The organism is Parvibaculum sp., from assembly GCF_040882025.1.
Lineage (GTDB): Bacteria > Pseudomonadota > Alphaproteobacteria > Parvibaculales > Parvibaculaceae > Parvibaculum.
In genome coordinates, this window is record NZ_JBBECC010000191.1 from 46,758 (window position 1) to 57,917 (window position 11,160).

An 11,160-nucleotide genomic window follows, 5' to 3' on the forward strand; every position below is an offset into this window, starting at 1 on the left:
TGCCTCCTTCAAGCGGGTTCCACAGGCGTGAGCGCCGCCTGGGGCCGCAGGCCCAGCACATGGCAGATCGCGAAAGTCAGATCGGCCTGGTTGAGCGTATAAAAATGAAACCGGTCGAAACCGTAGCCGCGCAGGCGGTTGACCTGCTCGGCCGCGACATAGGCCGCGATCAGCTTGCGGGTCTCCAGATCGTCGTCGAGCCCGATATAGTAATTTTCCAGCCACTGCGGAATGCTCGCGCCACAACGCTCGGCCATCCGCTTCGTCCCCTTGAAATTGGTGGTCGGCATGATGCCCGGAACGACCGGCACCGAAATACCGGCCTTCTGCGTCTTCTCCAGAAAACGGACGTGCTTCTCCGTGTCGAACACGAACTGCGTGATGGCACGCGTCGCACCGGCATCGACCTTCCTCTTCAGCAATTCGATGTCGGCATCGAGCGAAACCGATTCCGGGTGCTTTTCCGGATAGGCCGACACGATCACATCGAAATCGCCGATCTTGCGGATCGCGGCAATGAGTTCGGGCGTCGACTGGTAGCCTTCCGGATGCGGCCGATAGGGCGCGCCGAGCTCCGGCATATCGCCGCGCAACGCCACAATATGCCGGATGCCCGCATCCCAATAGGCACGGATGACGTCATCCACTTCCGCTCGCGTCGCGCCGACACAGGTGAGATGGGCGACGGGTTCGAGCGTCGTTTCATCGAGAATGCGCTTCACCGTCGCATGCGTGCGTTCGCGAGTCGACCCGCCGGCGCCATAGGTCACGGATACAAACTCGGGCGCGAGAGGTTCCAGCCGGCGGATCGAGCGCCACAGCGTCTGTTCCATCTCCGGCGTCTTGGGCGGAAAAAATTCAAACGAAACGCGCGTACGCTCTCGTTCGTTCTTGCTTGTTTTCCGGTTCATCTCGTCGCTCCCTCGTATTCCACATGGCGGCCGGCATTTCGCGCCAGATGCCCCGGCTTGTCAGCAACCCAGATCGACACTGTCAGCTTCGCATCGTCGTCGCCCGCCGGCGGCAGGTGCCGGACTTCGCGCACGTCGAGGCCGGCGTCGACAAGCCATGCCGCGACTTCGTCTTCGGTAAAACCCAAACGCCGATGGGCGTGGCTCTCCCGCAGAAAATCGAGATCGTGCGGCGCGAAATCGGCGATCAGCAGGCGCCCGCCGGGCTTCATGACGCGCGCCGCTTCCGCGATCGAGGCGGCGGGATCGTCGAGATAGTGCAGCACCATATGCAACGTCACGAGATCGACCGTCGCGTCCTGCATCGGCAGATCGTAAAGATCGCCCTGCCTCACCGAACAATGCGCAAGCGCGGGCTGGGCAAGCTGCGCGCGCGCCAGCGCCAGCATTTCGGGGCTGAGATCGATGCCGATACCGCTCTTTGCCTTTGGACCGAAGAGTTCGAGCATGCGCCCTGTGCCCGTCCCAAGATCCGCCACCGTATCCATCTTGTCGTATGCGCCAAGATCCACCATCGCTTGCTCGACCTTGTCTTCCGGTATGTAGAGCGAACGAATCCGGTTCCACTCGTCGGCGTTGGCCCGAAAATAGGCCGCTGCCTTTTCGGCGCGCGCTGATCGCACCGCTTCGAGCCGCTCACAATCGCGTGCAATGATGATGTCTTCCTGCGGGATCAGCCCTGTCAGTACCTCCGCAAGAACCGCCACCGAGCCGCCTTGAGCAAGGCGATAGAAAACCCAGCTTCCTTCCCGAAACCGTTCAAGGAGGCCCGCTTCGCAGAGCAGCTTGAGATGGCGGCTGACGCGCGGCTGGCTTTGCCGCAGAATTTGCGTCAGTTCGGTCACCGTCAGTTCGCCGCGCGCCAGCAACGCCAGCAAGCGCAGCCGCGTCGGTTCACCAGCCGCCCTCAAACCCGCAAGAAGTTGTTCCATACGACATCCATCCATTGAGCAATGGATGACATATAAACATATCCTTATGTCTTTCAAAAGAGATTTGTTGGGCTGCTACATTTCCGCAACAGCAGGGCTGAATTGACCGGTTCTCCGTCCCCCCATAGCTGGTTAACGCATACCCCCTGTGATACCTAGAAACGGCGGCAGCGCACGAATCGAGGCGCAAAGGTCAGCATTTCTGCGCCGTTCATGCGAATTTAAGCGGTTCGTTGAATGCTACGGGGGGCATGCGGACATTCGCGCGATATGACGCAGGCAGCGGTGATCGGTTGCGGCGGGGCTGTCGCACGACCCGGTGGATATCGGATTGAGGACGGACGGAATATGGCGGGCATCGGGTATCGGACAGGACGGACGGCGCGGCAGCGCCTGCTGGCGAGCTTCGTGGCGATCGCGATGCTCGGCGCCGGCAGCGGCGCGGCCCGAGCCGACAACGACGAGAACGATCCGCTCGAGCCGATGAACCGCTACTTCTTCGAGCTCAACAAATTCTTCGATACGATCCTGCTGAAGCCGGTTGCGACCTGGTATGACGGCGTGGTGCCGGAGCCGGGCCGCAACGGCGTCCGCAATTTTCTCGACAATCTCAGAAGCCCCGTGATCCTCGCCAACGACATGCTGCAAGGCGAATGGGATCGTGCCGGCACGACGGCGAGCCGCTTCGGCATCAACACAACGGTCGGCGTGCTCGGTCTTTTCGATCCGGCGTCGGACTGGGGCATGAAGCAGCACAGCGAGGATTTCGGTCAGACGCTCGCCACCTGGGGCACGGGCGAAGGTCCCTATCTCTTCCTGCCGGTGCTCGGCCCCGCGCCGCCCCGCGACCTGACGGGTTTTGCCGTCGACATGGCCTTCGATCCGCTGACCTATATCTACTGGGACCGCCCGAAGACGGTGCCCGTCACCCGCTTCGTGGTGAACGGCATCGACCAGCGCGCGCGCAGCCTGAAGACATTCGACCAGATCGAACGCACCTCCGTCGACTTCTACGCAACGGTACGCAACCTCTACCGGCAGAGCCGCGTCAACGAGATCGCCAATGGCGAAAACGACTACGAAGCGTTGCCGGATATCGACAATCTCACTTTCGACACAAACGAACCCAACACTGCCGACCGATACCGCTGAACCCGGCGGACGGCGTAACGCACGCCGAAGGTTCGCGACAACGAACAGGAGACCGCGCATGCCTGCCCGCGCTTCGATGAGAATCCTCTTCGCTCCCCTCGTCTTTTGCGCCGCGCTGACACTGGCTCTTTTCAACACGGCGGGCCCGGCCCACGCCGCGGACGACCCGAAAGCCTTTGTCAGCGACGTCTCCGAGCGCGCCATCGCAATCATCAGCGACAGCGCCGCAAGCATGAAACAGCGCGAGGACGCCTTTCGCGACCTGCTGCGCGAAACGGCCGACCTCGACCGCATCGCCGCCTTCGCGCTCGGCCAGTATCTGCGCACGCCCGGCGAAGCGCAGCGCAACGAATATCGCAAGCTGGTCGAGACCTTCATCGTCAAGGTCTATGTGACGCGGCTCTCCGACTATAACGACGAAAAGCTCGACGTACTGAGCGCGCAGATGCGCGGCGACAACCAGGCAATCGTCAAGAGCGAGATCCGCTTCACCAACGGCCGCGAGCCCGTGACCGTCGACTGGTGGCTGGTCAAGAGCGGCGACGGCTACAAGATTTTCGACGTCAACGTCGTCGGCATCTGGCTGGCGCAGGAGCAACGCTCGACCTTCTCGAGCGTCATCCGCAACAATGGCGGCAACTTCGATTCCCTCCTCGAACACCTGCGGGCCCAGATCGGCAAGGCCGAAAAGGGCGACCTGTCGGGTATCGCCTCGGGCGGCTGAATAAAACACCGTATACGGACGAAACCGGCCGCGGCGCCTCCCGAAAGGGTGGCGCCGCGGCTGTTTTTGGCAGCAAAAATCGACAGCGGACCCCCCCTCTGTCACCGAACTGTCATAAAACTGTCACAAATCGTTTCCCGCACCCGAACACCATGACTTGTCTCCGTGGGACGAAAAGGCCACAGGACGATGTCACAGTGACATGAGGGACACGCCAGCCCGGGAATCGACTGCAAACTTATCCCCGGGAAAGGCCTTCCCTCCGTCCGGCCCCCGGATTGGCACCCCAAGGCACCGAACCGGAAGACCGGGACATGTGGCGGCGGTGGTGGAGGCAGATGCCGCGCCTCACCCCCGCGCCGCCCAGCTTTCCCGCAGCACGGATTTCAATATCTTGCCGTAGCTGCTCTTCGGCAGTTCATCGACGAAGACGTAATCACGCGGGCGCTTGTAGCGGGCGAGATGATCGAGGCAGAGCGCGTCGAGAGCCGCGCGGTCCGGCCGCGCGCTGCCAGAGACGCCAAGTGGCACGACAAAGGCGACCGGCACTTCGCCCCATTCGGCGTCCGGCACGCCGATGATCGAACATTCGGCGATTGCCGAGTGAAGCAGCAGGACTTCCTCGATCTCGCGCGGATAGATGTTGGAGCCACCGGAGATGATCATGTCCTTGGAACGATCGACCAGCGTCAGATAGCCGCCTTCATCCATGAAGCCCAGATCGCCGGTATGGAGCCAGCCGTCGCGGATCGCGGCGCGGGTCGCGTCATCCCTGCCCCAATAGCCCGCCATCACGACATCGCCCTTCACCGCCACCTCGCCGACCGCGCCGGCCGGACAGGGCGCGCCACCTTCGGAGACGATGCGAAGCGCGACGCCGCTGCGGGCGATGCCGACGCTGCCGAGGCGCTTGTCGTCGCCCGCCGTCAGCGCCGCCTCGATCAGATGCGGCGGCATGAAGCTGATCGTGCAGGGCGCCTCGCCCTGTCCGTAAAGCTGCCAGAGGCGCGCGGTGCCGAAATGCGCGGCGGCGCGCTTCAGGTCTTCGACATACATCGGCGCGCCGCCGAAAAAGATGCGGCGGATGGCAGGCACGAGCGCCGGATCGAGCAACGCCGGCTCCATCAGCCGGCGGACGACCGTCGGCACGGCGAAGAAGGAGAGCGGCGCGAAGCGGTGGAGCGCTGTTTCGAGGCCGTCTTTCGCCAGCGACGGCAGGACGACATTGTTGCGGCCGCGCGCGATATAGGCGAGGCCGAGCATGCCGCTCGCATGGGAAAGCGGCGCGAGATGAAGAATGTTATCTTCGATGCAGGTGCCGCTGTCGGCGAGAAAACTCACCACCATCGCCTTCAGGTTGCGATGGGTGAGGACCGCACCCTTGGGCTTGCCGGTGGTGCCGCTGGTGTAGAAGAGCCAGGCGGGAGCGTCGCCCGCGACATCCGCCATCGGCGCCGGCGGGTTTGAAAAGAGTGCCTCGAAATCGGTGCTGTCCGTTTCGATCACGCGGCAGGCCCCGCCCAGCTCTGCCGCGAGCGCGGGCGCGATCTCGGGCGTCGCGAAACAGAGCCGCGCGCCGCTGTCGGCAACGGCGAAGGCGAATTCCTTCACATGGAGACGCGGGTTCATCGGCGCGACGCAGAGCCCGGCCATCCAGGCGCCGAACATGATTTCGTAATATTGCGTGCAGTTCGACATGGCCAACGCGACGCGATCGCCCGGCGCGAATCCCGACGCGGCGAGACCGGCGGCAAGCCGCGCCGCGCGCGCGTGGAACGCGCTATAGGTGAGCACGACTTCGCCGGGCGTGGAAATGGCCGCGCTGTCACTTGAGGTCAGCGCGGATGTTTCGAGAAGCGTCGCGATGTTCATGGGCGCCAGAATTGCAGAGCTAATGCCGCCTGACCACCTTGTTGCGCAGGATGCCGATGCCTTCGATTTCGAGCTCGACGGTGTCGCCATCCGCAAGCTTGCGGCCAAGTTCGAGGCCGCAGCCCGAAAGCACCGTGCCGGAGCCGATCAGCTCGCCCGGCGTCAACGCGCGGTCGCGCGAGAACTGAGACACCGCCTCCTCGAAGGAATGATGCATGCTGCCCGTGGTGCCGCGCGACCATTCCTCGCCATTGACGCGCGCGGTCATGGTGAGCTTGTAGGGATCGTCGAATTCGTCCACCGTCGCGATGCAGGGACCGATGCCGTTGGAGCGCGCAAAATCCTTGCCGGCGCCCGGCCCGAGATTGCACTCCATCACCGCAAACTGCGTGTCGCGCGCCGACCAGTCGTTGAAAATCGTGTAGCCGAAAATGTGATCGCGCGCCTTTGCGGCGCTGACGTCCTTCCCCGGCTGGCCGACGACGCAGGCCCATTCGAGCTCGTAGTCCATCCATTCGGAATCGGACGGCCAGACGATTTCTTCCTCCGGACCGCTGAAGGCGAGCACGTCGCAATTGTAGTAGATCACTCTCTTTTTGAAGAGCGGATTGAGCGAGAAGCGCGCGCCGGGCGCCGTCAGCTCGGCATATTTCGCTTCCGGATTCGGATCGGCGTCCGCCATCTGGCGGGCGACCTTCTTCATTGCCGCTTCCATATGTTCGAGAAAGAGCGAGCAGTCGCGCGCCTTGACCGGGCGCGGCAGCGGCGCGGCGAGCTTGACCGACGAGAGAGGTAAGACGGCGTCGCGCAACGCCGAAGCGGCGAGATCTTTCGCCTGCGCGAGAGCCTCGGGCCCCGCATCGATCAGCGCCTGCATCGAGGAAAAGGCGGGCGCGCCGCTTCCGGCTTTCGCGAGATCGAGCACGGCGTCGTCGGCGAGAAGCGCGCCGAGGCGCAAACCGCCCTCGCCCGTTCCATAGGTCACGAGTTTCATGGGTTCATCCTCAGTGCTTGTGGCCGGTATGCCCGCAGGCGGCCTTCTGTTTCTTTTCGAGCTCGGCCATGCGCGTGAACATGCCGACGACGTCGCGCGGCGAGGTGTCGTTCTCGATCTCGCGATAGACCGTGTCGACCGTCACCGCGATGCGCTCGGCGTCGGGCCAGCTGCCATAAGGGCCGAGCGCGATGTCCTGCGCGGCCTCCCAGGAATCCATACCCGCCTTGTGGCGCGCGCGAGCCTCCTTGTCGACAAAGACCAGATAGTCGCGCATGGCGCGCACGCCCGCCTTGTCCGTAAGGGGCCCATGACCCGGAACGATGACATCGACATCCATCGCCGAAATGAGATCGCAGGCCTTGATCCAGTTCGAGACCGGTCCCGCCCAGGCGATCGGCGTGCCGTCGATGAAGAGAATGTCGCCGGTATAGACGACCTTGTCTTCGGGCACATGGACGAGCGTGTCGCCCGCCGTGTGCGCGGGACCGACTTCGATCAGCCGCGCCGTCTTGTTGCCGACCTTCACCTCAAGCTCGCCGGTGAAGGTCCGCGTCGGCTGGCGCATCTTTATGCCGTCGAAATGGAAGTCGCTGAACTTCGCCTTGAAGAATTCGCCGGCAATGCCGAACTGATCGGCCATCTTCATCATGCCCGCGAGCATTTCGGGCGGCGCTTCCTCCGCGATCTCATGCGCGCTGGCTTCGGACGCGATGATCTCCGCGTTGACGGCAAGCCCGTTGCCATAGGTGTGGTCGCCATTCGCATGCGTGTTGACGACGGTGCCGAGCTCCGCGCCGCCGACGCCGGTCGCGTCCTTCATCGCGGCGAACATTTCGGCCGTCAGCTTCTCGTCGAACAGCGTGTCGACCAGCAGCGATTCGCTTCCATCGACCACAAGACCGGCATTGCTGTAGCCCCAGGTGCCGGTGGGCAGGAGCCAGACGAAATGGCCGTTGCCGACATCGTGAAGGCCGCGCGTGTAAGGAACAGGTGCCATGGATCCTCCCTCGGCGGCCTGTTGCGCGGGCTCTCCCTCTTGAAGCGCGTCCATGGAGGCCCGTCTTGTGCCGCTGTGAAAATATGATACGAACGTTCCATCCAGAGTCAAACAAAATGGAACGATCGTATCAATCCGGAGTCCCGCCCGATGCCGACCGCCGCCGCCCGCAAGCCCGCCGCCGAAAAACGCCGCCTGCAAAAGCCCGTACGCACGGCAAAGCCCCGGCGCGAGGCGAAACCCCAAGGCGAAGCCAAACCCAAGACGCGCGATCTCATTCTCGACACGGCGGAGCAACTTTTCGCGGAGCGAGGCTTCTTCGGCGTTTCGGTGCGCGACATCACCGACACGGCGGCAATCCGGCTTGCCAGCGTCAATTATCATTTCGGCACCAAGGACGAACTCTTCCGGGCGGTGGTGGAACGGCGTTTCCGCGAGATCGACGCGGAGCGGCGGCAATGCTTCGCCGCGCTCGAACCGAGGCTCGCGCGGATGAGCAAGCGCGAGATCGTGGAGGCGGTGGCAGACATCTTCATGCTGCCGATCCTCACCCGCGTGACGAGCGGCGAACCCGGCTGGACCGCCTATGCGCAAATCATCGCGCATGGCGCCAATGTGAAGATGTGGGCGACGGGCATCCTCGCCTCGGTGCTCGACCCTGTGGCGCGCGATTTCGCCGCCCTGCTCGCACGCGCCTATCCGAAGGCGAGCGACCACACGCTCTTCTGCGCCTATGAGCTGATGATCGGCGCGATGGCCCATGCGCTCGGCCAGAACGGACGGCTCGACACGCTGTCGAAGGGAAAATACCGCTCGACCGACCTTGCCGCGATCTATCCGAAGGCACGCCGCTTCGTCGTTGCCGGCATGATGGCCGCCTGCGAGGCGAAAGACGGCTGAACGGCCCCGGCCCCGGCCGGCATCAAACTCTCTCTTGAATTAATACATACATGACTGTATGTATAAAAAATGACCATGCACCCCGCGCCGCTCCTTTCGCGCCACAGAATTCGATCCGACGCGACACGCCGCCGGCTTTGCGAGGCCGCGACCGGAGTTCTCGTCGAAGGCGGGCTTCGCGCGTTCAGCTTCGTCAAGGTGTGCGACAAGGCCGGGCTCTCGCGCGGGGCAATCCATCATCACTACGACACCCCCGCCGACCTGCTCGCGGATGTCGTCGCGCATATCTACGACCAGCTCTCGGCGGCCGTCACAAAGGAGCTGCGACCGCGCGGAACGAGGCAGGAGACCGTCGACCACGCGATCGACGCGCTGTGGAAACATCTGCGCACCGGACCCTTCCGGGTCCTGCTGGAAATCAGGGCGGCAACCATGTCCGATGCGACGCTCGCCGCCGCCATTGCCGGTCCGAACGACCGGATCAATCGAAACATCATCGCGGCCGCGACGCGCGCATTCGAGGATCACCTCGAACCTGGTCTGGTGCGGATGGTTTTCGCCGCCCTGACCGGCCTGGCTCTCCAGTATTTCACGCTGACGACACACGACCGAAGGCGCGCCAATTCAATGGCGGCGGACTTCATCGGTCAATTGAAGAAATCGATCCACCTTCTCCATGAGAGGTCCGCCGATGCCTGAGCGCTTTCCTGTATCGCGCATCGCCACGCCGATCCTTTGCATCGTTCTGGCGGTTACGGCGATCATGCTCGGCTCCGTTGCCGTGCAGGCGGGAGAACTTCGCGATCTCCTCTGGCAGACAAACGCCGATGGCGACGACATTCACATTTACGACATCGAGACCGGCGAACGCCTGCGGCGGCTGGCGGTCGGCGCCAATCCCCACGGTATTGCGACCACACCACAATCGGACATCGTCTTCGTCTCGCTGGAACGCAACGGGCAATCCAGCGGCGAGCTTCTCTGGATCGACAAGGCGTCGTTCGAAATTACAGCCCGGCTGGAAGTCGGCCCCGAACCTCATGCGATTGCCATCACAGATGACGGCCGCTGGGTCTTTGTGCCGTGTCGCGACGGTCATTACTGGGTCGTCGACACCGAACGGCGCGAGGTCGTCGACCGCATCCGCACCGGCGGACGCCCGCACAACACAACCGTTTCGCCGGACGGCCTGGTTCTGCTTTCGCCGATGGGCGAACCGGAACGGGCAACGCTTGTCGATCCGCGAGACGGACACAAGGTTGTGGGGGAGATTCCCTTCTCGGCCTCGCTGCGGCCGCCGGCCGTCGCTCCATCGCTCGGCTTGCTCTTTCAGCACGTGGACGGATTGAACGGCTTCGAGGTCGCCGACATCTCGCACAGGGAAAATATCGCGCGCATCACTCACGCCACCGGCCTCGGCGTTCCGATCCGGCCCGCGTCGCTCGGGTTTCTGGGTTTCGCCGGGCTGTCCCGCTGCCATGGCCTCGCCGTGCGCCCGGGAGACGAAGAAGTCTGGTCGGTTTGCGGGGCGCATGCGACCATCCATTCGACCGCCGCGCCCGGCTTCCCGGAGCGGGCGACAATCGACCTCCCCGGCAAAGGCTACTGGCTGACATTTTCGCCGGACGGACGCCACGCCTTCATCGCCCTGTCGGACCGCTCGGAAGTCGCGATGGTCGATGCAACATCGAAGGACATCATCCGGATATTGAAGGCCGGGCAGCGGCCGAAGCGGAACCTCGTCATTCCGACCGATCTTGCCGCCCGCCAGGCACGAAGCGCCGCGTCAACGGATCGGCGATCGTTCGCGTCCATTATGATGAAGCACATCGACCCATGAAGAAGCCCAAATTTATCGCCGCACATGCTTCCAATCCGAAAGGGCTCCTGGGGCGTCTGATCCTCGCCGGCATGGTGCGGCAGACATCGGCCGAGAACGATCACGCCATCGAGATCCTGGCACCGGAGGCCAGCTGGACGGTCATCGACATCGGAACCGGACACGGACACGCATTGTCGCGGCTGGCGAAAGTCGTGACGTCCGGAAAGCTTGTCGGGATCGACCAGTCCGAAACCGCATTGCAGGCGGCCCGCCGCAGGAACGCGGCTCTCATCGAAAATGGCCGCCTCGAACTTCATTGTTGCGCATGCGACGATATTCCGGTCCCGTCCGGCACAGTCGACGGCGCCATCACGCTGCACACGGTCTATTTTCTGCCCCGGCTCGACTCCGCCTTCGCCGAATTCGCGCGAATCCTGAAACCGCGCGGCAGCATCGTCGTGGGATTCCGGCCGCCGGGACCGCAAACGTCTCCCGACCTGTTTCCCGACGACGTTTATCGTTTCCGTTCCGCCGAAGAGATCATGGCCTGCGCCCTGCAATACGGACTACATCCGTCGGAGCAGCAGACCCTCAAGGTCGCCGGAAAGCAGATGACGTTTCTGAAACTTGAAAAGCGACATGTATCCTGAGCAATATGATCGGCAATGACGGTTGCCCTTCTCATCGCCAACAAAGCCGTCAACCTCATCTCTCTACCCAGACTGGAAAATCCACATGTTCGGCCAACCGATGCACCGGCAGGTGCTGCTTCTCGCGACCTCGCAGGCGCTGT

The 11,160-nt window shown here is 63.3% G+C and carries 11 protein-coding genes; 6 read left to right on the plus strand and 5 right to left on the minus strand.

Annotated elements, in window-relative coordinates:
- Positions 1-8: 8 nt before the first annotated feature.
- Complete coding sequence (metF, locus tag WEB61_RS14660) at positions 9-911, minus strand: methylenetetrahydrofolate reductase [NAD(P)H] (protein WP_368065082.1); 903 nt, start codon at positions 909-911, stop codon at positions 9-11.
- Positions 908-1,903 carry an ArsR/SmtB family transcription factor gene (locus WEB61_RS14665; protein ID WP_368065083.1) on the minus strand — a complete coding sequence of 332 codons (996 nt, stop codon included), beginning with the start codon at positions 1,901-1,903 and terminating at the stop codon, positions 908-910. The genes metF and WEB61_RS14665 overlap by 4 nt, the downstream gene beginning before the upstream one ends.
- Positions 1,904-2,251: 348 nt before the next feature.
- Here WEB61_RS14665 and WEB61_RS14670 point away from each other — a divergent pair, with 348 nt between their 5' ends.
- Both WEB61_RS14670 and WEB61_RS14675 read left to right on the plus strand, forming a co-directional pair.
- The gene (locus WEB61_RS14670) at positions 2,252-3,055 is read left to right on the plus strand and encodes a VacJ family lipoprotein (RefSeq protein ID WP_368065084.1); all 804 of its coding nucleotides are present in this window, start codon (positions 2,252-2,254) and stop codon (positions 3,053-3,055) included.
- Positions 3,056-3,113: 58 nt separating this feature from the next.
- On the plus strand, positions 3,114-3,779 hold the full coding sequence (locus WEB61_RS14675) for a phospholipid-binding protein MlaC (protein ID WP_368065085.1): 666 nt from the start codon (positions 3,114-3,116) through the stop codon (positions 3,777-3,779).
- 348 nt (positions 3,780-4,127) lie between these two features.
- Here the strand turns inward: WEB61_RS14675 and WEB61_RS14680 are convergent, their stop codons facing one another.
- The 3 genes from WEB61_RS14680 to WEB61_RS14690 are packed head-to-tail and all read right to left on the minus strand — an operon-like array spanning position 4,128 to position 7,645.
- Complete coding sequence (locus tag WEB61_RS14680) at positions 4,128-5,651, minus strand: class I adenylate-forming enzyme family protein (protein WP_368065086.1); 1,524 nt, start codon at positions 5,649-5,651, stop codon at positions 4,128-4,130.
- 19 nt (positions 5,652-5,670) lie between these two features.
- The gene (locus WEB61_RS14685) at positions 5,671-6,645 is read right to left on the minus strand and encodes a fumarylacetoacetate hydrolase family protein (protein ID WP_368065087.1); all 975 of its coding nucleotides are present in this window, start codon (positions 6,643-6,645) and stop codon (positions 5,671-5,673) included.
- 10 nt (positions 6,646-6,655) lie between these two features.
- On the minus strand, positions 6,656-7,645 hold the full coding sequence (locus tag WEB61_RS14690; RefSeq protein WP_368065088.1) for an MBL fold metallo-hydrolase: 990 nt from the start codon (positions 7,643-7,645) through the stop codon (positions 6,656-6,658).
- Between the two features lie 150 nt (positions 7,646-7,795).
- Here WEB61_RS14690 and WEB61_RS14695 point away from each other — a divergent pair, with 150 nt between their 5' ends.
- From WEB61_RS14695 to WEB61_RS14710, 4 genes are all read left to right on the plus strand, one after another.
- Positions 7,796-8,545, plus strand: a complete 750-nt coding sequence (locus WEB61_RS14695; RefSeq protein ID WP_368065089.1) for a TetR/AcrR family transcriptional regulator — start codon at positions 7,796-7,798, stop codon at positions 8,543-8,545.
- A gap of 69 nt (positions 8,546-8,614) precedes the next feature.
- Complete coding sequence (locus WEB61_RS14700) at positions 8,615-9,244, plus strand: TetR/AcrR family transcriptional regulator (protein ID WP_368065090.1); 630 nt, start codon at positions 8,615-8,617, stop codon at positions 9,242-9,244.
- Positions 9,237-10,385, plus strand: a complete 1,149-nt coding sequence (locus WEB61_RS14705; protein ID WP_368065091.1) for a cytochrome D1 domain-containing protein — start codon at positions 9,237-9,239, stop codon at positions 10,383-10,385. Before WEB61_RS14700 ends, WEB61_RS14705 begins: the two co-directional genes overlap by 8 nt.
- Positions 10,382-11,017: a class I SAM-dependent methyltransferase gene (locus tag WEB61_RS14710; protein WP_368065092.1), complete on the plus strand. Its 636-nt coding sequence runs from the start codon at positions 10,382-10,384 to the stop codon at positions 11,015-11,017. The genes WEB61_RS14705 and WEB61_RS14710 overlap by 4 nt, the downstream gene beginning before the upstream one ends.
- The last annotated feature ends 143 nt before the right edge of the window (positions 11,018-11,160 follow it).